The sequence below is a fragment of the Bacteroides ndongoniae genome (genome assembly GCF_900108345.1).
Classification (GTDB): domain Bacteria; phylum Bacteroidota; class Bacteroidia; order Bacteroidales; family Bacteroidaceae; genus Bacteroides; species Bacteroides ndongoniae.
This window is the reverse complement of record NZ_FNVV01000014.1, coordinates 2,309,378-2,334,547: the sequence shown is the minus strand read 5'-3', so window position 1 is coordinate 2,334,547 and position 25,170 is coordinate 2,309,378. Positions and strand designations below refer to the sequence as shown.

At 51.6% G+C, this 25,170-nt stretch carries 18 protein-coding genes; 9 read left to right on the top strand and 9 right to left on the bottom strand.

What is annotated here, in order from left to right; translation table 11 throughout:
• Nucleotides 1-130: 130 nt before the first annotated feature.
• The 8 genes from BQ5591_RS20510 to BQ5591_RS20475 all read left to right on the top strand — a co-directional run bounded on the left by BQ5591_RS20510 (nucleotide 131) and on the right by BQ5591_RS20475 (nucleotide 10,666).
• On the top strand, nucleotides 131-1,939 hold the full coding sequence (locus BQ5591_RS20510) for a PKD-like domain-containing protein (protein ID WP_004293581.1): 1,809 nt from the start codon (nucleotides 131-133) through the stop codon (nucleotides 1,937-1,939).
• 1 nt (nucleotide 1,940) lies between these two features.
• Complete coding sequence (locus BQ5591_RS20505) at nucleotides 1,941-4,067, top strand: receptor L domain-containing protein (RefSeq protein WP_004303979.1); 2,127 nt, start codon at nucleotides 1,941-1,943, stop codon at nucleotides 4,065-4,067.
• Nucleotides 4,068-4,138: 71 nt separating this feature from the next.
• A complete protein-coding gene (locus tag BQ5591_RS20500; protein WP_004293583.1) occupies nucleotides 4,139-5,209 on the top strand; it encodes a glutaminyl-peptide cyclotransferase in 1,071 nt (356 codons plus the stop codon).
• Entirely contained in the window at nucleotides 5,209-5,706 is a 498-nt protein-coding gene (locus BQ5591_RS20495; protein WP_004303978.1) for a transposase, read from the top strand. Before BQ5591_RS20500 ends, BQ5591_RS20495 begins: the two co-directional genes overlap by 1 nt.
• Nucleotides 5,703-7,760 (top strand): TonB-dependent receptor, encoded by a 2,058-nt coding sequence (locus BQ5591_RS20490; RefSeq protein ID WP_004293585.1) that lies wholly within the window; start codon nucleotides 5,703-5,705, stop codon nucleotides 7,758-7,760. Before BQ5591_RS20495 ends, BQ5591_RS20490 begins: the two co-directional genes overlap by 4 nt.
• A 24-nt stretch (nucleotides 7,761-7,784) precedes the next feature.
• On the top strand, nucleotides 7,785-8,924 hold the full coding sequence (locus tag BQ5591_RS20485; RefSeq protein WP_004293586.1) for an ABC transporter substrate-binding protein: 1,140 nt from the start codon (nucleotides 7,785-7,787) through the stop codon (nucleotides 8,922-8,924).
• Complete coding sequence (locus BQ5591_RS20480; RefSeq protein ID WP_004293587.1) at nucleotides 8,925-9,905, top strand: FecCD family ABC transporter permease; 981 nt, start codon at nucleotides 8,925-8,927, stop codon at nucleotides 9,903-9,905. It begins immediately after the preceding gene.
• Nucleotides 9,902-10,666, top strand: a complete 765-nt coding sequence (locus BQ5591_RS20475; protein WP_071150671.1) for an ABC transporter ATP-binding protein — start codon at nucleotides 9,902-9,904, stop codon at nucleotides 10,664-10,666. Before BQ5591_RS20480 ends, BQ5591_RS20475 begins: the two co-directional genes overlap by 4 nt.
• A gap of 85 nt (nucleotides 10,667-10,751) precedes the next feature.
• Here the strand turns inward: BQ5591_RS20475 and BQ5591_RS20470 are convergent, their stop codons facing one another.
• The 4 genes from BQ5591_RS20470 to BQ5591_RS20455 are packed head-to-tail and all read right to left on the bottom strand — an operon-like array spanning nucleotide 10,752 to nucleotide 16,915.
• Nucleotides 10,752-12,062: a hypothetical protein gene (locus BQ5591_RS20470; protein WP_004293589.1), complete on the bottom strand. Its 1,311-nt coding sequence runs from the start codon at nucleotides 12,060-12,062 to the stop codon at nucleotides 10,752-10,754.
• Between the two features lie 6 nt (nucleotides 12,063-12,068).
• On the bottom strand, nucleotides 12,069-14,336 hold the full coding sequence (locus tag BQ5591_RS20465; protein WP_004293590.1) for a hypothetical protein: 2,268 nt from the start codon (nucleotides 14,334-14,336) through the stop codon (nucleotides 12,069-12,071).
• 3 nt (nucleotides 14,337-14,339) lie between these two features.
• Entirely contained in the window at nucleotides 14,340-16,028 is a 1,689-nt protein-coding gene (locus BQ5591_RS20460; protein WP_004293591.1) for a hypothetical protein, read from the bottom strand.
• Nucleotides 16,025-16,915 carry a hypothetical protein gene (locus BQ5591_RS20455; RefSeq protein ID WP_004293592.1) on the bottom strand — a complete coding sequence of 297 codons (891 nt, stop codon included), beginning with the start codon at nucleotides 16,913-16,915 and terminating at the stop codon, nucleotides 16,025-16,027. The genes BQ5591_RS20460 and BQ5591_RS20455 overlap by 4 nt, the downstream gene beginning before the upstream one ends.
• Nucleotides 16,916-16,996: 81 nt before the next feature.
• Between BQ5591_RS20455 and BQ5591_RS20450 the strand changes: the two genes are divergently transcribed.
• On the top strand, nucleotides 16,997-18,187 hold the full coding sequence (locus BQ5591_RS20450; RefSeq protein WP_224200102.1) for a toll/interleukin-1 receptor domain-containing protein: 1,191 nt from the start codon (nucleotides 16,997-16,999) through the stop codon (nucleotides 18,185-18,187).
• A gap of 9 nt (nucleotides 18,188-18,196) precedes the next feature.
• On the opposite strand, the gene BQ5591_RS20445 is transcribed toward BQ5591_RS20450, so the two are convergent.
• The 5 genes from BQ5591_RS20445 to BQ5591_RS20425 form a co-directional block, all read right to left on the bottom strand.
• Complete coding sequence (locus tag BQ5591_RS20445; RefSeq protein WP_004293594.1) at nucleotides 18,197-19,522, bottom strand: hypothetical protein; 1,326 nt, start codon at nucleotides 19,520-19,522, stop codon at nucleotides 18,197-18,199.
• The gene (locus tag BQ5591_RS20440; protein ID WP_004293595.1) at nucleotides 19,513-20,490 is read right to left on the bottom strand and encodes a DUF6046 domain-containing protein; all 978 of its coding nucleotides are present in this window, start codon (nucleotides 20,488-20,490) and stop codon (nucleotides 19,513-19,515) included. The genes BQ5591_RS20445 and BQ5591_RS20440 overlap by 10 nt, the downstream gene beginning before the upstream one ends.
• 12 nt (nucleotides 20,491-20,502) lie before the next feature.
• Nucleotides 20,503-24,345 (bottom strand): phage tail tape measure protein, encoded by a 3,843-nt coding sequence (locus tag BQ5591_RS20435; protein WP_004293596.1) that lies wholly within the window; start codon nucleotides 24,343-24,345, stop codon nucleotides 20,503-20,505.
• A gap of 93 nt (nucleotides 24,346-24,438) precedes the next feature.
• Nucleotides 24,439-24,624, bottom strand: coding sequence for a hypothetical protein (locus BQ5591_RS20430; protein WP_004293597.1), 186 nt, complete (start codon nucleotides 24,622-24,624; stop codon nucleotides 24,439-24,441).
• A gap of 11 nt (nucleotides 24,625-24,635) precedes the next feature.
• Nucleotides 24,636-24,992, bottom strand: coding sequence for a hypothetical protein (locus tag BQ5591_RS20425; RefSeq protein WP_008860783.1), 357 nt, complete (start codon nucleotides 24,990-24,992; stop codon nucleotides 24,636-24,638).
• Nucleotides 24,993-25,170: the final 178 nt, after the last annotated feature.

Sequence of the window (25,170 nt, the reverse complement as noted above, 5' to 3'; positions counted from 1 at the left end):
GTTTGATACATATTTTGATTTGCAACACTAAGATAGGTGAAAAATCTGACATGGCAAAATCCTGAGCAACTTTTTGTTGCTCAGGTACTTATAAAATAAGTTAAACTAAAATGCTGCGGAATTTAGGATTATGAAGGCTTTCATATTTAGTATTCTTGTACTTTTGTTTTTTATTACAAGCTGTAATAAGAACGATGTAATTACTGAAGAAATAAAACAAGCTCCTATAATTGAACTCGATAGTGAGACTGGCATTTACACTATCAAAGTTGGGCGTGAACTGACAATTGCCCCGACATATAAATATGCGAATAATGCACTTTATGCATGGACAGTAGATGGAAAACTTCTTTCATCTGAATCAATATTGAAGTATACATGGAATCAGGAACAACATCTATATATCAAATTGCGAGTTGATACACCAGAGGGTTATGCGGAAGAAGAGTTAAAAGTAGAAGTATTGGAGTTAACTCCACCTACAATTTCAATCATAATCCCCTCTAAAGGATTAAAAGTGCCTCAAAACACGGATTATATTTTATCTCCAGATATTCAACATGACGATCTTGAAAATTTTAGAATTGAATGGGTACGCGATGGAGAAATCGTCGGAACAGAAAAAGCATATACGTTTCACGAAAAAGAACTCGGTACATATTCGATAACAATCCGGGCATCCAATATAGACGGAGAAACAATCCGTGATTTCGACGTAGAAGTTGTGGAAACAATGCCTTATTCCGTACGGTTTCCGACACCATCCTATACACAAACTTCTACGGATCGTTATACTTTTGCAGGGCGTCCTGTATATTTGCGGCCTTTGCTGGAATATTTCGATTATCCACAGTATCAATGGCAGGTCAATGGAAAAATTATGGAAGCCGCTACCGACAGGGTTTTTAAATTCACGCCGACGACTCCTGGAGAATATTTCGTTGCTGTTACTGTTACAGAAAAAATGCCCAACACACAGCCACTTTCACGTAACATAACACGTAGTAATACTTCAATTACAACGACAGTTAAGGTTATTTGTGAAGAAAAAACGGAACAAGAACGCTATCGGCAAGCGACAGCGACAAGTTCAGGTATTTGGGATAAGGTTTATGAATTCATTCCTGCTCCCGGACAGTTTATTAATGAGTTATCCCAAAATACCGGATTTATAGGAAATGAAACGACGCCCCAACAAGCCATAGAGTATGCAACGAAACGATTGAACAAAAAAGCGCATGTTTCACTGGGATCTTTCGGTGGTTATATCATCATCGGTTTTGACCATAGTATTGCTCCGAGTGGCCGAGAATACGATTTTGCAATACAAGGAAATGCTTTTAACAGTTCGAGCGGTGGCTCAAATGAGCCGGGCATTGTTTGGGTAATGCAAGATATAAATGGCAATGGCCAGCCAGACGATGAATGGTATGAATTAAAAGGATCTGAAACCGGCATCGATGGTACAATACAAGACTACGAAGTAACTTACTATAGACCTGCACCCAGAGCACATACTCCGTGGGTAGATAGTGAAGGTAATTCAGGTTCTGTCGATATGAATGCATACCATGGCCAAGAATATTATTATCCCAATTGGATTAAAGAAGATAGCTATACATTATATGGGACGCGTCTGACTCCTCGCAACAATCAAGATCCCGTTACAGGATATTGGGCGAATAACGCTTATGAGTGGGGGTATGTGGATAATATGGGTTCAGATAATCTGGTAGGAGGAAATGTCATTGATGGTAGCGGTCAGCGCAACGGATTCAAAATAGCCAATGCAATATATCATGACGGGACTCCAGTAAAATTGCAATATATAGACTTTATCAAAGTTCAGTGTGGAGTATTATCGAAAAGTGGTTGGCTTGGAGAGATATCCACAGAAGTATTTTCATTTGAAGACTTATCAATAACTAATAATCAATAATATGAGACAGTTTTGGCTTTTACTATTCATTGCCCCATTTCTTTTTTTATCATGTTCAGAAGATAATCAGACTCCAGAAAGTCCTGCTGATGCCGATGACAATTTTATCACATCAGTCGTGATGACTGTGGCAAGTCAATCCTATACAGCGGAAATAATTGACAATATAATTACCATAACAGTTCCATATACTGTTTCGTTAAATAATGCTCAAGTCGAATTCAAATACACATCCTCGGCAACAATTATTCCCGATCCGGCAAGCATTACTGACTGGGATACGGAACGAACGTTTCGTGTAACCTCTTACAATGGAGAAGCGAATGATTATACATATAAAGTCATTAAAGACGAGATTCGCTATGAAGGGGATGTGGAATTGAAGACAACAGCGGATGTTACGGCTTTCATTGATACGGACGTAACGGTTATCAAAGGTGATTTGATTATCGGGTCGGATGCTGAGGATGCAGAAGAATTGTCGGATATCGCCGCATTAAAAATATTGAAGGAAGTCGAAGGAAACATCATCATTCGGAAAAGTTATGTTGGACAAGATCTTACGGGACTTGATAATATCACTTCAATTGGAGGTTTGCAAATAGGAACTGAAACTGCCTTTGCGACCAACAGTAAATTGCAGATGGTCAGTATGAGATCTTTGCAGCATATTACTGGCGACATCGTTGTCTGCAACAATCAAGTAGCATATGTGCAATTCGACAACCTTGAAACGATTGATGGAAATATAATATTCAGGACTTCATCTCTACAAAGTTTTGAATTCCCTAAATTAACCACTGTCGTAAAGGATTTTGATCTCCAGTGTCTGACAAGTGACGGAGAACCAGGAGGAGAAATCACATCTTTGAGAATTCCTGAATTGACAAAAGTAAACGGTCGCTTAGGGGTTAATAATTTAGGCAAAATGATTTCTTTGGAATTTCCGAAATTACAAGAAGTTGGAAGTGTGGATTTTGCTTCTATACCGATTCCGTTGGAGACCCTTTCATTGCCGGAATTATCGGTAGTAAACGGCGACCTTAATCTCGTTTCCAGTTATATTGCGTCCGATGCTTTTACATCTACGGGAAATAATAAATTACAAGAAATAGATGGACTGTCTAACTTGTCGATTGTTAAAGGCACATTGACAATATCTAAATTCCAAGTCTTGAAAAAATTACCGGATTGGAGTAAATTAGAACAACTCGGAGGACTGACCTTGCTGCGTTTATTGGAGTGTTCTGATCGAATTTTAGATTTGAGCAAAGTAAATTTTGTACCTTTTGAGGATAACGAACCTTTAATTTCTATTACAGACGGGACTATATTCTCAAAAATTATCACAAAAGAGGATATGTCGCAAGTTAGCATGTTTCTAGCTCCGAGCGGTATTACCGGTTCAAGTGTTGGAATAGATCCAGAATTGAATTTTAAGAGTATTAAGAATTTTAAGTATTCTAGCAATATGACAACAGATCCTGTATTCCAATTTGAACGAGTTTACGGGAATATGGAAATTATAAGAGGTTCAAAAAAAGGCGTTTCAGCCCCTAACTTGGTAAGTGTAGATGGATATTTAAGCATCGAAACTACAATGGCAAACAATATCTCGTTCCCGAAATTGGAAATTGTCGGAGGTCAGTTATGTATTATCGGTAATCTGAACGCTGTTTCTAACTATGATTATGATTTTACGAATTTAAAGTCAGTCGGTTGTTCAAGCAATCCTCAATATATCAAAGAAGGGGTGATTAATAATATTTTATATGGTTCTTTAGATTTTATGGCATCAAATAAAGATTTTACATTTCCGTCATTGGAACATGTCGGGGGTGTTGGTATGACTGTTCGTGCCGTAAAAACTATTTCATGCCCCAAATTGCAGGCCATTGATGGAACACTTTGTGCTGCAAATGCAGCATCGCTTACGACTTTCAATATGCCAACTTTAACAAAACTCTCAGGAGTTCGATTTATCCGGTTGACACGGTTTGTTGATTATACGTTCTTCAAATCTTTTGTAGAAGAAGAGCAAATCAAGAAAGAAGACTGGCTTGTAACCAATTGCGGTTATAACCCCACCTACGAGGATATGCAAGCCGGTCGCTATACCCAGCAGTAACACCCATTATTTTACAAGGGAACAGGGTACTGGCCGAAAGACCGGTACTCTTTCCCGTTTATAACAAGCCAATGAAACATCTGATACGACATATCATTCTTCTATGCGGGTTGCCGCTGTTGCTGGCGGGCTGCATGGAGTGGGACTACGGAGATGCGGTGGAAGATTTCAACGCTACCGGAGCCGGGTTGTTCATCACCAACGAGGGCAACTTCCAGTACGGCAATGCCACGTTGTCGTACTACGACCCCGAAACCCAACAGGTGCAGAATGAAGTGTTCTTCCGTGCCAACGGCATGAAGCTGGGCGACGTGGCGCAATCGATGTGCATCCACGACAATAAGGGCTGGGTCGTGGTGAACAATTCCCACGTGATTTTCGCCATCGACCTCAATACGTTCAAAGAGGTGGGCCGTATCACGAACCTGACTTCGCCGCGCTATATCCATTTCCTCAGCGACGAGAAAGCCTATGTCACCCAATTGTGGGACAACCGCATCTTCATCATCAACCCCAAGAAATATGAAATCACCGGTTACATCCAGGTGCCGGACATGACGATGGAAAGCGGCTCCACGGAGCAGATGGTGCAGTATGGCAAATATGTCTATTGCAACTGCTGGTCGTACCAAAACCGCATCATCAAGATCGATACCGAAACGGATCAGGTGGTAGAAGAACTGAAAGTCGGCATCCAGCCCACCTCGCTGGTAATGGACAAGAACCACAAGATGTGGACGATCACCGACGGTGGGTACGAGGGTTCGCCCTACGGCTACGAAGCCCCGTCTCTCTACCGCATCGATGCCGAGACGTTCACCGTAGAGAAGCAGTTCAAGTTCAAGATGGGCGACTGGCCTTCGGAGGTGCAGCTCAACGGTACGGGCGACAAGCTCTACTGGATCAACAAGGACATATGGTCGATGGACGTGGATGCGGAACGTGTTCCCGTGCGCCCGTTCCTCGAATACAGCGGTACGATTTATTACGGCCTGACCGTCGACCCCGTGCGTGGCGATGTCTACGTGGCCGATGCCATCGACTACCAGCAGCAGGGCATTGTCTACCGCTACTCGTCCGAAGGTGAACTGATCGATGAATTCTATGTCGGGATAATCCCCGGCGCATTTTGTTGGAAGTGATGGGCAGGATACGACACCTATACCATCTCATCTTCGTTACCAAAGGACGCAAGATGACGATTCCGACAACGGGAAAAGGATTGATGCTCGAGCGGATGACACGGATTTTTACAGGGAAAGGTTGCCGCGTACATGCCGCCAATGCCTTTCTCAACCACGTGCATGTACTTGTCGAGATTCCGAATTCCGGGGATTTCAGCAAGATCGTGAACAAGGTGAAAGGCGCCACGGGAACGGTATACCAGAAAACCCCGGAATATGCCGACTTCTCCGGTTGGGCTGCCGGATTCGACTCGTTCAGCGTGTCGTTCAGCGACCTTCACCGGCTCAGACGGCACATCGAGGAGCAGCATACAATCCATCAGGAGATCTCGTTCGAGGAAGAATACGGACAACTGCTTGAAGAGAATGGGTTCGACCCGCATCAAACGTCCGTGCCGGCATCCTCCACGGTACATTTTTCCGCGAATACCCACCCTAAAAACGGAATCAAATGATTTATACGAAATACATACTTTTCTCGCTACTGCTCGTCTGTCCGTCCGTATTGTCCGCGCAGGGAATCACACGACGCATCCACCAGATAGACGAGGTCACGGTGTGGGGCAAACGCCCGATGAAAGAAATCGGCGTGCAGAAGACGAAGTTCGACTCGCTCGCACTGAAAGAGAACATTGCCTTATCGATGGCCGACATTCTGACGTTCAATTCGTCCGTGTTCGTCAAGAGTTACGGACGCGCCACGCTCTCCACCGTTGCTTTCCGCGGCACGTCGCCCAGCCACACGCAGGTGACGTGGAACGGCATGCGCATCAACAATCCCATGCTGGGTATGACCGACTTTTCCACCATACCGTCCTACTTCATAGATCAGGCCTCGCTGCTTCATGGCACGTCGTCGGTGAATGAAACGGGCGGCGGACTCGGCGGACTTGTCAAACTCGGTACTACGCCGCAGGTCGGCGAGGGCTTCCATGCCCAATACGTGCAGGGCATCGGGTCGTTCCGCACGTTCGACGAGTTCGCCCGCTTCACCTACGGCAGCGACCGATGGCAGGTCTCGACCCGCGCGGTCTATTCGTCGTCGCCCAACGATTACAAGTACACCAACCACGACAAGAAGATAAATATCTACGACGAGGAGAAGAACATCATCGGACAGTATCATCCCAAGGAACGCAACCGATCGGGTTCGTTCAAGGACCTGCACCTGTTGCAGGAGGTATATTACAACACCCTGAAAGGCGACCGTTTCGGGTTGAACGCATGGTATATCAACTCCAACCGGGAACTGCCGATGCTCACGACCGATTACGGCGATGAGACCGCCTTCGAGAACCGCCAGCGGGAGCAGACGTTTCGTGGTGTCCTGTCATGGGACCATATCAAAGAGAAATGGAAAGTCGGCGTGAAAGGCGGTTATATCCATACGTGGATGGCCTACGACTACCGTCGTGAGGTGGCGCCGGACAACTGGGCCTCCATGACCCGTTCGCGGAGCAAGATAAACACGTTCTACGGACAGGCGGAAGCGGAATACTCGCCCGGCAGGAAATGGTTCTTCACCTCGAACGTATCCGTGTACCAGCATCTCGTGCGCAGCGAAGACAAGAACATCATCCTTCAGGATGGCAACAAAGCCGTCGTCGGATATGACAAGGGGCGTGTCGAGCTCTCCGGTTCTGTATCGGCCAAATGGCAGCCTGTCGAGCCGTTGGGCTTGTCGCTGGTCTTGCGCGAGGAGATGTCGGGCGACAAATGGGCTCCGCTCATCCCGGCATTCTTCATCGACGGACTGATTTCGCGCAAAGGGAACGTGATGGTGAAAGCCTCCGTATCGCGCAACTATCGTTTTCCGACTTTGAACGACCTCTACTTTCTGCCGGGCGGCAACCCCGACCTTAAAAACGAACACGGCTTCAGCTATGACGCCGGAGTGAGTTTCGATGTCGGCAAAAAGGGGGTATATAAACTGGGCGGCAGCGCAAGCTGGTTCGACTCCTACATCGACGACTGGATCATCTGGCTGCCGACGACCAAGGGGTTCTTCTCGCCGCGCAACGTGAAGAAAGTCCATGCCTACGGTGTCGAAGTGAAGGCCAACCTTGCCGTGCAGCCGGCAAAGGACTGGCTGATAGACCTGAACGGTTCCTATTCGTGGACCCCCTCCATCAACGAGGGCGAAAAGATGTCGCCCGCCGACCAGTCGGTGGGAAAACAACTGCCTTACGTGCCGGAGCACTCCGCCTCGCTGACAGGACGGCTGTCATGGCGGACGTGGGCGTTCCTCTACAAGTGGGCTTACTACTCGGAACGTTTCACCATGTCGAGCAACGATTACACGCTGACAGGCCACCTGCCCCGGTATTTCATGAGCAATATCTCACTGGAGAAAATGCTGTCGTTCAAACCGCTGGATGTACAGTTGAAACTTGCCGTCAATAACCTGTTCAACGAGGACTATCTCTCGGTGCTGTCGCGTCCTATGCCCGGCATCAACTTCGAGTTCTTCATCGGCATCACCCCGAAATTCGGGAAAAGCAGAAAATAATGTAAACGTAAATAAGGTAATGATATGAAAGTATTAAAGAATTTGAGCCTGATGGTGCTGCTTGCGCTGGCATTTGCAGGCTGTCGTGGCAAGAGTTCCCAACTTGCCGATTTCAACAAACAGCTTTACGCTCCCGAATATGCCTCGGGATTCAAGATTGAAAGAGCAGACGGCAGACAGAGCGTGCTGGTTTCCGTCATGAATCCGTGGCAGGGCGCGGATAGCGTCACCACCCGGTTGTTCATCTCCCGTAACGGGGAACCCGTTCCCGAGGGTTTCGACGGGCAGGTCCTCGAAGGGGATGCGCAGCGCATCGTGGCGATGTCCTCGACCCATATCGCCATGCTCGACGCCATCGGCGAGACGGCACGTGTGGTCGGCGTTTCGGGACTCGACTATATCTCCAATCCCGACATTCAGGCACGCCGCGACAGCATCGGCGACGTGGGTTACGAGGGAAATATCAATTATGAACTTCTGTTGTCGCTCGACCCTGACCTTGTGCTGCTTTTCGGCGTGAACGGGGCCAGTGCGATGGAGAGCAAACTCAAGGAGCTCGGCATCCCGTTCATGTATGTCGGCGATTATCTCGAAGAATCTCCGCTGGGCAAAGCCGAATGGCTGGTGGCGCTTTCGGAGGTCGTCGGGAAACGCGCGAAGGGCGAAAAGGTATTCGCGGATATTCCGATCCGATACAATGCGCTGAAACAGAAAGTGTCCGGTGCCGTTCTCGATGCCCCGTCGGTCATGCTCAATACGCCCTACGGCGATTCGTGGTTCATGCCCTCGACGGAAAACTATGCCGTGCGGCTGATTACCGACGCCGGAGGCGACTACATCTACAAGAAGAACACGGGCAACTCTTCGACGCCTATCGACTTGGAGGAGGCATACCTGCTCGCTTCGGAGGCCGATATGTGGCTGAACGTCGGCATGGCGAACACACTCGACGAACTGAAAGCCGCCTGCCCGAAGTTCGCCGATACCCGCTGCGTCCGAAACGGCTATGTCTATAACAACAACGCCCGCACCAATGCCGCCGGAGGCAACGACTACTACGAATCGGCCGTCGTGAATCCCGACCTTCTTCTGCGCGACCTCGTGAAGATATTCCACCCCGAGTTGGTCGAAGAAGATTTCGTATACTACAAACAACTGAAATAGATGCGTTCACGCCCCGTCATCCTGTTCACCGCGTTGTCCGTGCTTACGGTCGGCCTCTTCCTGTTGGATTTGGCTGTGGGCGCGGTTCGCATTCCCGTCGGCGACGTATGGGCGGCCCTGACGGGCGGCGACTGCCCGCGGACTACGGCGAAAATCGTACTGAACATACGGCTGATAAAGGCGGTTGTGGCTCTGCTGGCCGGGGCGGCGCTATCGGTCAGCGGCTTGCAGATGCAGACATTGTTCCGCAATCCGCTGGCCGGCCCCTACGTGCTGGGCATCAGCTCGGGTGCAAGCCTCGGCGTGGCGCTCGTGGTGCTGGCAGGCGTCGGCTCGTCGATAGGCATCGCCGGAGCGGCTTGGCTGGGTGCGGCCGTCGTGCTGCTCGTAATCGCTGCCGTCGGACACCGCATAAAGGACATTATGGTGATATTGATTTTGGGTATGATGTTCTCGTCAGGCGTGAGCGCTGTCGTGCAGATATTGCAATATCTGAGCAAAGAGGAGGCGTTAAAGGCGTTCGTCATCTGGACGATGGGGTCGCTCGGCGACGTGACGGTGCCGCAGCTCGCCATCCTCCTTCCGTCGGTCATCGTCGGGTTGCTGCTGGCCGTATGGACGATCAAACCGCTCAACCTCCTGCTCTTCGGCGAGGAATATGCCGTAACGATGGGACTGAATATCCGCCGTTCGCGCGGTCTGCTGTTTCTCTCGACGACGCTGCTGGCCGGCACGGTAACGGCTTTCTGCGGCCCGATCGGCTTCATCGGTCTTGCCATGCCTCACGTCGCGCGGATGCTCTTCCGCGAGGCCGACCACCGCGTGCTCCTGCCGGGAACCCTTCTCTCGGGGGCGGCGGTATTGCTTCTTTGCGATATCGTTTCCAAAATGTTCACTTTGCCCGTAAATGCCATTACCGCACTGCTGGGAATCCCGATAGTCGTATGGGTGGTTTTACGCAATAAATCGATGACGGTATGATAGAACTGTGCGATTTTTCCATAGGCTACGCAGAGAAGAGGCTTCTCGATAAGGTCGATGCCTCTTTCAAAAGAGGACAGCTGACTGCCCTTATTGGCAGGAACGGCACGGGGAAATCTACACTTCTCCGTGCCATAGCCGGACTGAATCATAATTATTGCGGTAAAATCCTGCTCGACGGACATTGTATCGCAAACATGAGAACTCCGGAGAAGGCAAGGCAACTGGCATTTGTCACGACCGAGCGCACACGCATCGCCAACCTGCGGTGCGAGGATGTCATGGCTATCGGCCGCGCCCCTTACACCAACTGGATCGGCCGCATGCAGCCTCAAGATAGGGAAATCGTCATGCGGTCGCTCTCTTCGGTCGGAATGGAGGCGTATGCCGGCCGCACGATGGATAAGATGTCGGACGGTGAATGCCAGCGCATTATGATAGCCCGTGCTCTGGCTCAGGAAACGCCCGTCATCCTGTTGGACGAGCCGACCTCGTTTCTTGACATGCCCAACCGTTACGAATTGTGTTCCCTGCTCGCACGGTTAGCGCATGCTGAGGGCAAATGCATTCTGTTCTCCACTCACGAACTGGATATAGCCCTCTCGCTGAGTGACAGAATAGCCCTTATCGATACGCCCGTCCTTCACTGTCTGCCGACCTCCGAAATGATCCGCAGCGGGCATATCGAGCGGCTGTTCAACAATGCCGCCGTACAATTCGACCCCGTGAGCGGGATCGTGAAATCCATGCCAAGAGACTGACTTTCCTGTCGGGAAACACGTCAGACGCAATGAGGGTGTCCCAAAAAGTATTTGGCACCCTCGTATTCGTTGTAAGACATGTCGTTTATTTCGATACCTCGCACATCAGCACGCCTTTCCCCGTCACATCGGCTTTCGAGACCGTGATGGATTTTCCCGTGTAGGTCTTCACGACGGAAGTCCCGGCAGAGTTCCACAGTTTCCATGTATAGGTATAAGCTGTCCCGCCCGTGTCGATTTCCTCACCGCCCCTGTATAACACGGCTTTGGCATCCACGTCATTGCCGTTGTTCTTGATGGTGAACCCCTTCTGGCTGACCAGATCAACCGTGATGGGGTCGGACATATCCGTGAAGGAGATGATGTCGCAGACGACCTTGTTCGCCGAGGCGTTGCCCGCCGAGGTGTCCGTATCCTTGATGGCGCACTTGAAGGTCTCGAAGTTGAGAACGGCATCTGCCGTAATCGTGATTTCGTTTGTCGTCCAGCCTGCCGTCACGCCCCGAGGATTGGTCGAGGTAAGGCATGCCCAGCCGGCACCCAGCATGGAGTTGTAGTAGGGACACGAAACGGCGGCTCCCGATGCGGCTGCGGCACTCAGTGCGGAGGTCAGCGTCACGACCTTCGTGGAGGCGTTGACTGCCGAAATGGTGTACTGTGCCGATCCTATGGTTATCCTGCCTCCCGCCTCCATGTTCATTACCGAAGCGACCGTTATGGTCGTGGCTCCGGCTGCCGCGGCAGCTGTCAGTGTCGTGCCCGCGAATACCGCCGAATCCTTGATGCCCCACGCGTAGGTGACGTTCGTCGTGTCGATAGAGGCTCCGCGCCACAGGTCGCAATGCGCCCTGAGCGTCGCCACCTCGTCGTTCTTGAATACGATGCCGTCGGGTGCATACGCCACGGCGGCGATCATCGCTCCGGCGTTCAGGTGCTGCGTGAACTGAATCTCCGCCCGGAACGGAATCTCCAGCCCGTTGGCGTCGATGTAAACCGCCTCGAAAGTATAACGCACTTGCGGAGCGGAAACGGTCATGTGGTTGGCTTTGACGGTAAGGGCATACTTGGCCGATGCCGCGCCGATGGTGCAGCTGTCCTGTCCGGAGACGATCGCCGTACCGTTCTTGTACCACTTGGCCGAGCCGCTCTTCACGCCTGCCGTAAGCGTCGCGGCATTGCCTACCGAGGTGATCTGGTCGGTCGCCGCCTGACCGCTGACGAAGAGCGAAGGGGTAAGTACCAGATAGGGAGAAGCCGCCCACGAAGGGGCATAGGCATTGTTGTCTCTGTTGTACACCTGTGTCAGGGGCTGCGAGGAGCCGATGAATGCCTGCAACGATACCGCGTCGTTCTGGTCGATGATGGTGACCTGCCCGCGGGCTACTTTTACTGCCATAATAGATTATCGGTTATTTGTTATTTCCACTTCGCAATCGAAAACGGCCTTGCGCCACACGTCCCCGCCGGTTATCTCTATCTCCCTGCCGTAACGCGGTGCGGCGTTCCATATCCTGTCACTCTCCGTATCGCGGCTCGTCCGTATCCAGCGGAAATTGCCGTCGGGAATGAGCGATGTAATCTCTTCACCGCCCCTGTACACCCTGGCACGGAGTACCGTCGAGACGATTCCGTTGCGGAATGTCGTGCCGTTTTCAGACTCCACATAAACAGTATAGGAGGGAGATCCGTCGTAAAGTTTGAAAAAGGTATGGGTCGCACTGATTTTTTCATTACGGTATGTTGCCGTGTAGCGGAGGGTCAGCACGTCGCGCCCTTCCCAGCCATGAAACGGGGGTGTCATTTCAAATACGGCGGCATTGCATCCGGCATCTTTCCATATGCCGTCAACGGCAAGGTATTCCCACTGCCGACTTTCCGGCTCGAAATTGTATTCGGTCGCCACAAGCGGGATATTCTCCGGCTCGCATGCGCCTGAAAGCTCGTCCTTGAAATGGAACGCCGTGCCGCCTGTCAGGGAGACGGAACGGGGCTTGAGCAGTTCCTGCGCCTCCTCATCGAGGTCTTCCCAGCGGATGGTCACATCGCGCAGTTCGATGGTATCCTTGCCCCACTTGAACCGTCCCGAGGCGAAATGGCCCGTCCCGTCCGGATGGATGACGAAAGAACCGTCCCGTGAAACGATCGAGCCGTCTTCGTTCAGCCGCAACAGGGGATTCTGTATGGTACCCCCGATACCTCCCTTATTGAACCAGGCACCGTAATCGTCCGTGTAGGACAAGGCTTCATCGGTCGCCTGATAGGGGGTCACGTTCCTTCCGGCCTCCAATTGAGGGGCGGACAACGACAGGGGGACGGAAGCGGCAATGCCGAGACACATGACGGGGGAATCTGACCCGCGTATGAGGAACGGGACATTATAACGGACCCATCCTTTACCGGCAGCCACCGTCCGATCACCGACAAGATGTTCATCCTGATAGAACCGGATGGCTGCCGTATCTTCCGCTTTTATCCAGACTGAGAAACAATAACAGACTCCTGTATGAGCCTCCCGCCAGGCGGCACTTTGCGCACCAAGAAGACTGTCTCCGGCTATCCGTACACACCGCCCGAGTCCGGCGGGAGATGTTTCATCCAGCTCTTCCGAATGGCTGAACCGGCAGGACAGGCTGTCGGGTATGACATTCTTGTGGATTTTGCCCACATAAAACGTGCTTGAAAAACCGTTCTCGTCTCCCGCGGTAAGCGTGCCGGCTATATTGACATTGCGTGTGGCATAGAGATTCTGGAAATAGGCCCCGTAACCATCCAACATGCCGAAGACCGGATCGATGATGCCGCTGACCTTTCCCACACGGGCCTTGCTCGCCTCGCTGAAAGCGGATACGGAGGCAAGACGAACAATGTTCAGGTCGGCGACCTCGCACCAGTCCCCCTCGGAGGCCAGGCTTGATGTCAGGTCAAGAAACAGGCTCCGGCTGTACTGTGCCGGGTAATCCACGGTGATGACCCATAACTTGTACTTCCATTCCCGGCCGATGGAGATTTCATCTTCCGCATCCGTCTTTTCACGGTTCGTATAGCCGAATCGGATCGGTACGGAACCTGATGTTTTGGAAGACCTGACCTTGAACGATACCAGCAGGCGCTCCGGGTATCCGACCGGTTCTTCCAATGTCAGCATCAGCCCGAAGGAAGCGTTTCCTGCCGGTTCCGCGTTGCGGATAATGCGGACAATGCGTGTCGCTTCCGAATCGGCATCCAGATATTCCGTTTGCAGCATGCTGCCATAAACGGCGTACCTGGACTTGTCCGGCACTCCCGCCATGCCTCCGTCCATGACGGGATAGCACAGGGAGCGTTCGGTCGCCATGCCGTCGATGACATCCATATAGGGTGAATCGCTGTCAGAAGCCGTCAGGTACAAGGCGCCGCTACGTGCCGTATCGAACAGGTTGGTAATCCGCACGAAGTCCAGCAGTTCACCGCCCTGCGGTTCGTCCCCGTCCAGCAATGCCCCGATGAAATAAGGGGCGTCCTTGTCTCCGACAAGCTCCGTTCCGGTTTCTGTCACGCACATCAGCGAATAGACGGTACGCTCCCGTTCGGCATATTGCCTGCGGATGATATCCCCGGCTTGCAGTCCCTGTGTCTTCTGCGAGTCGGGGGCAATACGGATCTTGTATGTCGGATAACGGAATACGGACATGGATTATGACAGTTTTTCCACGGTGTCTCCCGAACAGCTGTCGCTGATCCAGAAGGAACCGTTGGTTACCGAAGTCTTTTCGACCTCGAACTCATAGGCGCGGAACTTACGGCGGGCCACCACCTCGTCGAATGTGGCGGAGACGCCTCCTGTCGTCCGGTTCCGGCGGACAGCCCATCCGCTTCCGGAAAGGCCCGGGGAAAAGAACTCCGAAGAGAGCGACCCGGTAAAGACGCTGTTTCCGTAATGCCGGATACCGTCCTCCACCGCTTGCAGGCGTAACGCCTCTGTCAAGTATAGGATTCTGTCAGTAATCCGGGTGGGCGACGCATGGATTCCGATATGCCCGGCTGCTTCCAACGGAACAGCGACCGTAACGAAATCGGCATCGGTGCGGATATGGAACGATTCGCTGTGACGGTTCTGCGGGGCATAACAGCTCACGGACGGACGGTGTGAAAAATCCGTGCTGTGAGGGATAGCCGTCCTTACGTCCTCTTCCTCGTAGATTACCTCGGAAGAAAGCGATACGCGCTCCCTGTCGCCTGTGAACATAAATCCCTCTGCTGTGCCCATCCGCAAGCGCTTGTGGATAACGATACCTTCATCGGAAGTGTCTACCCGGTATGAGGAGAGCAGGTCGGCGCCGTAGTTGTGGCGGACAGTCAGCGAGCCCGGAAAACAAGCCTTTCCGTAAGGGGAAAGCATCAGACACTCGCCGTCCACGTCCGATATGCCGGAGAACAGGCGTATCTTCGGGGTATGGTCGCCGCCTAAAAGAAGGTCACCGCCGATACTCCCGAACTGTATCTTGTCCTTGTCGGTACAGAGCAGTACGGGAACATCTCCGATCCGGATGCCGAATCCGTCCAGGAACGAGAGGAACCCGCCGAGCGCGACATCCTCTTCCGAAAACGAAAGCAGACATTTCCCTTTGTCGCCCAGTTCCACGCCTTGCAAGGCTTTCAGTCCGCCATCCATGACCGTACTCCCTCGCACCGTCAGATTCCGTCTCACCATGCCGTCCCGCATCGTCCAATCCACCGTGTCCGTATTGGCGTTGCCACGATGATAGACATCCTGCCCGCCCACGGCCAGCCGTGTCGGGGAGATGGATATTCCTGTATCCTCGTCCCCGATAATCCATGCCCCTTTGGAATGTACCGTCGCATCCAGAAAGTCTATATGGGAAGCGTTGATTGTAGCGGTGGCCTTGTCCGCGTCGTAACGGAGCAACTGCCTGCCGCCGATATGCAGGCTGTCGCCCCCGACTTTCAGGTTGCCGGTAATCCTGATACCGTACTCGATGGCAGTTACCACACCTTCCGGATCGGTAATGTCCTGCGAATAGGTTTCCAGGATACGGGTGTTTCCAATGCCGGCTTCGAAACCGTAATTGGCACTGAGCTTGCCGGTCATGTCACCGCCCGATTTCTTCAGGTAATCCAACAGCAAGCCACCGCTTCCGGAACCGCCTTCTCCCGTAACGGCTCCGGCAATGGCGGATGCAAAACCGTAAGCGGTATTCTTCAGTCTCAGGCTGGTCTCGTCGCCTTCCTCGATGCCGTAAGGATGCTCGTCGTCCTTTTTCTGCTGGGCATTGAAAAAGTTATGGTACAGCTGTGCATAGATGGAATAGCACAGGCTCTCCTTGTCGAGGGTTTCTATATCGGGATGCAGTTGTACGCTCATTTGGTATAGCTGGTCTTGGAAAGAAATTTCTGGATACGTGATGTCAGCGAGATGAAGTTCGGCATATTGATCGGCGACATCGTGCCCATCAGTGTGGGAGTCATGATTTTCGAACATTCCGTCAGGAAGTCGAGCATCAGCCGGGCAAGCTCATTACCCAGAACCAGCGGCTCGGTGGCATTCTCGTCACCGAGCGTCACCTTGTTGTCGGCAACGGCAACGGTCGTGGAATTGACCTTTTGTACCACTTTATCTGCTGTCTGTCTGACTTCAGACTTGTCCACCGTATGCGTGATGCTTTCCGCATCGATAACGGTTGTCGCTTCCTTGTCCTTGTCATTCCTAACGGTTGTTGTGACGGCCGTCGGCGTATAGTGGGTGGAGGTCTCGTTACCGGTGGTTTCCAGTTCGTCGTAGTCCGGGGAAGAGTCGTTTTCCGGATCCAGTTCCTCCATTTCGGTCACGCCGATGACGGTTTCCGTGCGGGCATTGAGCCGCAGGATATCCACATGGGAGAAGTTAACCACATAGGCATAACGGGTGGCGGCATCCATGAAGATGGTCACGTCGGAAAAAAGTGCGGGGACGATCAGGAAGCCGCCTTCGCTGTTGGTGGCGGCCGAGAGCAACACGCCTTTATGGATAACAGGTTCGGCGGAGGCCGTCTCGTCCGGGTACTCGCCGACATCAATGGTACCGCCGTAGTCGGAAAACTCCTCGTCCGAGGGGTTGTCGTGTATCTTGGCGACATAGCCGTGTATCATGCGGGCCGTACCGATACCGGACATGCCTCCGGGAGCCAGATTGATACGCTCCATACTCCGTCCCAAGGCTATCTTGCGGATAGCCTCACGGATAAGCAACTGGTTGGATTTGTCTGAAGACATGAGTTTTTTGAAAGAATAGGAGGAGCATAGTTTATTGGTTGCCAATTATTTTGTACTTTTGCAAAGACAATGATATTACTTATGAAACAAGAAATTTTAGAATCCTATATTACATATATATTTGATTTCTTTCAAAAATCAAGATGCTTTAAAGCCGGGCAAGGTAACATGCTCAGAAATTTTAGATTTGCAGCTGAAAAGCAATTTACTCGTAATCAATTGGGTATATTGTATTTCCTGGTAAATACCCTCATTGATAATGGCTATCTCTACTTAAAAGATAGAGATTTTATAGCTCTTACGGAGAATGGTGCCGATGTTATAAATGGGGGAGAGTGTGTTATTCCTAAAATTTCCCTTGAGCGGACAATTTATGAAAAAGAGACCAGTAGATCAGATATATATGAACAGCTTTGGAATATTATCGGATCGAACAAAGAAAATGATTATGCGCCGCTGTATGTAGATGGACCATTGTTTTATAATACAATCAGGCCATATTTAACAACATTGTCGTTACCTCATACATATGGGGAATATATGGCAGAATTGCGGGAAAAGGAAGAATTTACATCAAGAATTAAATGGTATAGGACTTTATTTTTAGCTCTTGATGAGAATGATGTACAAAAATTCCTCAAAGATTTGTCTATCAAAATAAACAGGCTGCTGCTAATGAATACTCCAAAAGATGCGATACAAGAAGCTTTGAATCCTTGGGCAGATGTAGACATTCCTACAATCGATAATACGCCTCTGCCTGAAATTCTCAATAAAGTGGCGGAAGAACCAATTGTGAATAAAAACAAGCCGTTTGTGTTGATTTCGTATGCGTGGGAGGTAGAAGACAATGTCTTTATGAATTGGATTCAAACTTTCGCCAAAGATTTGCGAAGACGAGGGATTGATGCTCAAATAGACCAGTATCAACCTCATGGAACTGACTTGCCTAAATTTATGCTTGAAAGCATCCGTAAGGCAACTAAAGTTCTGTGCATTCTGACTCCAAAGTATAAAGAGAAAGCTGAATCCGGTAAAGGAGGTGCCGCTTATGAAGGGGGTATAATATCACATGAAATATATAACAATCAGGGAACCACTAAATTTATACCGGTTGTACGCAAAGGGTCTTTTGAAACTTCGACACCGGATTTCATTAGTGGAAGAAAAGGTTTTGATTGCTCTACTGACGATAAATACAATAGCGAACTTCCGAATATTATCAAGGTAATAAACGAAGAACCATTGATAGAAATTCCTCCTGTTGAATAACGGTAAATCTTATTTCCTAATTTTATACGGAATACTCAGTTGTTGCCTGTATCCACCCACCCCGAAAGTAGTCGTTACCTCTTCCACGAGGTATACGCCGTTCTTGGAAGGATTACGGTAGTCGATCAGTTCCACCTGTACGGCAGGAGACAGTCCGAAATCCCCGAATACTGTCACATTGCCGGTGATTCCGTTCAGATTGTAATTCCGAAAGTATTCCGTCGTCTCTTCTACAAGCCGGTCGGAATTGATTCCGACATGAGGTGACATATATGGTACGATGGTATATGTGGATAAATCCACCTTGGTCCTGGTCTTCGCTCCTGATGCCGTCGTGTTGCCCGTTACTTTGTGCGTCTTTTTTGAAATCTGCGTGGCATTGACCGTCTGAAACTCCTTGCTGCCCGGCGTCGCCGGGTCGTATTCAGGATTCATGCGTACTGTCACCTCAAAGAATTTTTCATCCGTCCCGAGTGCCTTGCCCGTCACCGCCAAAAACTTCGGATCGGTCTTGACCACTTTCAGGTTGCTCTGCGCCACATGCTCGTTGAAGTATATCCTGTACGGTCCTGTCGATTCATCCTCCGGGAATACCGGCTGAGCCTTGCTGGACGAATAAGGACGCCCGACGGCAATGGACGGTATGGCCCCGTCATCATCGGCATCGTATTTTAAAAAACAGTAGACCTTGTACTTCGACCATTCGGAAAGGATATCCGCTACCGTGAAGTTGTCCGTGACCTTTACCTTGCCGATATGTATCTCAAACCGCTTCGTATCCGAGTGTATCCTGAAGCCGGTATCTTTCAGGATATTATACTTGCCTTCCAGCACCTCGTTCACCGTCGTCCCTTTCGCCGGGGTCTCGAAATGAGGTGCCTGTTTCAGTTTGAGTTTGTAGGCCATATTCTCACACTGGATTTCCAGCGTGCTGTCCGAATTGTATCCGGTAATGTATCCGTCGAACATATTTTTCAGCACGCCGTTGTAGCCCAGCTTGATATTGATGCGCTGTCCGACCTTGAATGTCGTCTCGTCAACCAGACGCTGCGCGCTGCGTTTCTCGATGATGACACCGTCCTGCATCACCTCCGTCGTTATCCTCGACACGTCCTTGCCCTCCAATGTCACGTTCCCGATAATCGTGGAGCGGCATACCGACCCTTTCGGGAATATCACTTTGGCCGTTCCGATCAGCTTCTTGTAACTCTCGTTGATTTCGAGCGACTGGACTTCCGTAATCTCCACGCCGTTCTGTATCCTCATCGGATTGGATGGGTCGGCATCCCCGATGGTGATGCGACAGCAGAGGATATCCATTGCAGCTATACCCATAAACGTGTCAGTTTAAGCAACGAGGCGGGGTCGATGACCTCCGTACCGAATTTAACATACTTGATCCACTTGTTCGTGTGCTTGATGGCCGTGTCCACCTTTTCCTGTTCCGCCAGTTTCAGTTCCACGGCTTCCGATGGCTCCACGGCGACACAGTTCAGCGAATACGGCTGCACGTTCCGGCAATCCGTAGGCTGTAAGGTATAGCCCTGTATAATCAACCGTGAAATGTTGAACTGGCGCAATACCGTGTTGTCGCAATCGATGACACCCTTGTATTGTACCAGCCTGATAAACTTGGACACTTCCGCCTCGGGATACACGTCCGGGTATTTGGAGGTGATCTTGCCGTTGATGGTAATCTCGAGGTCACCCCCGGATATATATTCCTTGCGGGTATAGTCCCGCCCCTGTACCCGGGTCAGCAGGATATTGTTCCGGCTGCTGACCTGTACCTGCGGTCCCAGGTCCACGAATGTCACCAGTCCATACCGGCTGTTCGGCAAAACCTTGCACTCGCTGTTGTCATAATACTTCCCCTCCTCTGATATGGACAGTTCCAGAAAATCCGCCACTGTCCGGCCGACGATGGAATCGATATGGTTTTTCTTCTGCGCCACCGCCTGCTGTTCCCTGATGAGCTGGTAGTACTGTCCGGTCTTGTTCGCAAGGCTGGACTGCGACTGTGTCTGAAGATATTTGTCCCGCACCTGCTGTTCCCAGTATTTGAGGTATCGGGGATAGGAACGTAGCAACCCGTAAGCCGTCTGCGAGGCAACCTGTATGGCTGCCCGTTTGAGCAGGTCATGGTGCCTGGAGAAGTAATGTACCTGCCCGTCCTGCAATTCGGCAAGCCCCATGCCCAACGCCAGACGCGTGGCGTTGCTGATGTATCCGCCAAGCGAACCGTGGTTGAGTATGCCTCCGCTCAACAAAGTCGAGGCCGCGATTTGTATCAGTCTTCCCATAATCCTTTCATTTTATGCGTTCCAGGAGGCATCGAAGTCATGCACGACATCGATGAGCGCCTGTGCCAGTTGTTCTTTCAGGTTCTGTATCTCTTCCGTCTGCCCCTCCTTCGACTTCATCAGGTCGATGGTCCTGACACTGAGCAGGCTCTCTATGTTCACGATGACCTGTTTAGGTGCCGCCGAGGACAACCGCCCCGTGCCGGAATAGTTGCCGCCGGCCCCTCCGTCATCCAGATGCGTGTTGGTAATCGGGTTGGCAGCAAACGGACGTGTATCGTTGGAATCCGGTTCGTTGCCGTACTGGTCGGGAGTGAAGCCCGCCACGCGGAGGATGTTCTCGGCTGCCTCCGCCGAACCTCCGAAAGTCTGCCGGAGCGATGAAAAGAACTTCACGAGTGTCGTATGTGCCAGCTTGCGATGCGCGATGTTGTCTATACGCTGCGCATCGGTGGCGTTCTGCCCCAGTGCCCGCTGTTTCCATAGCCCGTTTTCGTCCTGCTCGAATCCCCAGGCCCTGAACTGGTCAAAGTCGAACCCTCCCTTACGCATCAGCTCATGCGCATTGGCGGCACTCGATATGGCATTCCGATAAGCGGTGGCGGCACGCACAATCTCCGGAACGGTCTGCGTGTTCATGTACCGGGCATAGTCGTATGTGCGGGCGGCAACCGCTTCCGACCTGTCCCCGATATCATTCACATAGACGGCCTTGCCATCCTGCATACGCCACAAAGACTTGTCGAGATCCTTCTCCTGTTGCCCGAAACGCTCCTTTACCGTCTTGAGGAAAGCGTCCACTTCCAATACCGTACCCATCTTCCCGAACTCGGCGTACGCGGCATCGATACGTGTCTGGCTGTCGCGTTTGGCAAGGGTGACAAGCGCATCCCTTATGTCATCCTGACGGGCTTTGTCCATGTTATACACATGGTCTCGCGATACCATCCCCTCAGATGAAGCGATGGCAAATTCCCCCAAGAACCCGGCCCACCAGTTGGATGTGAAGGCTCCGATTTTATGTCCCGAAGCCTCTTCGATACTTTTGCCGGCAACGACCTCGTCCACGGCACGCTTTGTCTTGACAGCCATGTTATAGGTCTCGCTCAGGGAGGAGTAAAGTGCCTCTATGGACGGATAACGGTACTTGCGGTTCGATTCGATCTCTTCCAGTACGGCATCCTTCGCCTCCTTTATCTTCCAGGTCTTGTAAGCCACCCATCCCAAAGTCCCGACCAATGCGGCTATACCTGCCGTGGCGGCAACCGCGCCTGTACTGATGGCACTCAACGAGGCGGCAGCACCGGTCAGTCCGCTGCCGGTAGCCACCTGTGTGGCAAACAGCGACTGCAGGACTCCTTTGGCTCCGATGACACCGCCCCCGGCCATCAAGGCGCGGTTCATCGCTCCCCGTCCCGCCACGCCTGCGGACTGCATGGCCGACACGATGGCCCGCTTCTGGGCAAACGAAACCTTACCGATACCACCCGCCCCCAGCAGCCCCTGCACGGCACTGATTGATGTCGTGGCCGCAGACTGTTTGCCGATAAACCCCATGGCGATGCCGATATTCGTCAGGGCTCCCGCCACCTTGAACAGCCGGGTCGCGACAACGCCTGTAAAGACAAGCGGTTCTATCCAATGGAAATTGCGGGTCACCCATGCGCCGATATTGCCGATCACGGTGAAGATGTCCAACAAGGCATTCCCGATGGACACCAGGCCACGGGTAAATTCCGGAGCCTTGAACTTTGCCAGAAAAGTGCGGAGCACAGTGCGGATAGAGGGTTCCAACACCTCGTATGCCTGCATGAACCCTTCGGTCAGCTGGGAGGTCACCTGCGCCCACAATCCCTTGGTCGTATTCTGCTTTACCAATGCCAGTTCTGAGGAAACGCCCTGGGACCCCCGGTTATATGAAGTCAGTTCTCGTAGTTTGTCGTAGTTCTTCAGGAACATCATCGCCGCGTTACCGCCAATTTTCCCGAAGATTGCCTGGACATCCGCCATCGACGCGCCCTTCTTGTTCAATTCCTCGAAAATGTCCGCTATAGGACGGAGTTTCTCGACCTGCACCCCCTCGATGTCGCGCATTTCCGTGAACCGGATGCCCAGGCGGTCCAGAACTTCCTGTGCCTCCTTGGTAGGTTTGGCAAAACGTGTGGAAAGAGCACGCAACGAGGTTCCCGCCAGCGTTCCCTTCAGACCCATATTGCCCAAAAGACCGATGGCGGCACTGCTTTCCGTGAAGTCCACGCCCGCCATACGCAGGTAACCGGCAGCCATCTTGTATGACTCCGCCATCTCCACGATATTCACATTCGAGCGGGAAATGGTGGAGGAGATAATGTCCGCCACGCTGTCCATGCTGTCGTTATGGATATCATAACCGGCCATGATGTTCGTGGCCAGGTCGGCGATATACGACACGTCGTTGTCACCGATAAGTGCCAGGTTCGTGATCGGGCGGATGGACTTGTTGATTGTCTCGATATTCATGCCCGCCATCGACAGGTATTTGACGGCACCGGCAATCTCCACGGCTGTGTATTTCGTGTCGATGCCGATTTTACGGACATGACGGGCCATACTGTCAAAACGGGTCTCGAATGTCTTGAGGTCGCTGTCCGCCACACGGAGGATGGAATGTGCCGATTCCATGATGTTGGAATAGTCGATGGCCTTCGTCAGTTCCGAACGGATCAGGCTGTAACCCATATAGGCATTGAGCATCGAAGCGAACGGGAGGTTCCTGAGTGACGGCGCTTTCGAATACTGGATACGGTTGATGGCGGCACGGCGTTTACTGCGGTAGAGCGTACCGGCTGCAGTATGTTCCCGCTGCATGAGCCTGACGGACTGCATCGCATTGCGCTGTTCCTGCCGTCTTGCAGCCTGCTCGGCCTTTATACGTTCCGTTTCTGCCTTACGGCGTGCCTGTTCTGCCTGCCGGCGTATTTTCTCCGCAGCACGGGCGGCATTCTTGCACTCCCGTTCTTTAGCCCGCGCTTCATCGGCACGCCGCTTTTCCGCCGCGGCGGTTTCTGCCAGAGCCGCCTTACGGCGCTGGTCTGCGGTAAAGAGCTCCTCCGCGTGGACCAGTTTCTGGCGATGCAGCTGCTGTCCTGCATAAAGCCGTTCCATCAGTTTTTGCCGGGCCTTTTCGGGCATTACGAAGGCCTGCGGAGCATATGGCACCGGAACGGAAGGTGTGAGTCCTTCGGATGGTATGCCTCCCTGCATGTTGAAAGAAATGACAGAAGCACTTTTGATACGACCCAATAGGGAAAGTATCTGCTGCAACCTGTTTTCCGCCGTCCCGGTCTTGATTTGCAGTTCCCGGTCACGTTCCATGGAAACCAGGGCGGAGTTGATTTTCCCGATGGCTTTGGTAATGCGTTTCTGCGCGTCTGCCATCGTGCCAACGGACGAGGCGGCATTCTTTTCGATCTCCGCTTTGCGCATCTCGGCAGCCTTTTTCTCGTAAAGGCTTTTGGCGTTGGCCTTGATTTTCTTGCTGTCCAAAGCCTGACCGGCATTGATGGTCAGGCTGATGCCTTTGGAAAGCGTGGAAATATCCGTGAGTAACCCCTTGATACGTTCCAGCTTCTCTTCGCTTTTTTTCGTATCGATGGTCAGGCGGTAATCGAAATTACGTTTCTTGCCGTTCTTGGTGCGGAACACGCGGTCTATCTCGTCCATCATATTCTTGATGTTCGTGACGGCCGGAGTCAGGGACGCTTTCGCCTGTACCAGCTTGCCTACCGCCTCACCGAAGGCGATAACCTGCTTGGTGCCCTGAGAGGCATCCACGTTGATGGAGTAGTTGACCTGATAGTTCTGTTCCTGAGCCATGGTAATGGGTACTGCGTTAAAAGAATAGTCTTTCCGCAAGGGCGGAGATTATGAAACGAAGGCCGCCGCAAACCGGAAGCTTACGGCGGCAGGTCAAGGAGTCCTCTCCGGCAATGACATCGGAACGGGCATACGGCTGATGAGCATCTGCTCGTGCAGCCACAACGCCTCTTCGGAAAGCATCGCGAACTCCTCGTCGGAAATCGTGTCGAGGTTGACGCCGGGAAAGTAGTGGCGGACATAGATCATCCGCTGGCGGATGCGCTGCTCGTCGGTCACTACCCACCGGCTTATAAGTTTACCAGGACACTCTGGCGGGTGGTGATCAGCTCGGAAAGCTGTCCCATCAGACCGAACAGGAAGAGCGACTCGTCGTCCACGAGTTCCTTATCTCCGTCCACGAAGCAGTCGCGGGCCAACGTGCGCATGGCGATTACCTCGTCCTTTTTGGAAGCGGCCATGAATTTGCTGAACTGCGGAAAGCTCGGTTCGGACATGTAGGCCACATAAATCTCTTTCTCGCCGTTTGCGGTGTCTCCGAAAACGACCATCGGACAAATCTTGCGGAGTTTCTTCTCCTCTTTCAGTTTGAGGGCTTTTTCCTTGATCTTGATCTCCTGTTCCAATGAAAGCATTTTTTCGTCCATATCGAATTTGTTTTGATTCACCGAAAGAGTAGGACAAAGAATCGTGGAAAGGTTGAAGACACGGTTCTTATTCACTTGTAATCCATATGTTATACAAAAAACTTCTTTGCTCCTGATATTCCCAGATCAGTCTTTAAAGGAAATTTCGCTGAATATATTTCATATATTTCTTTGATAT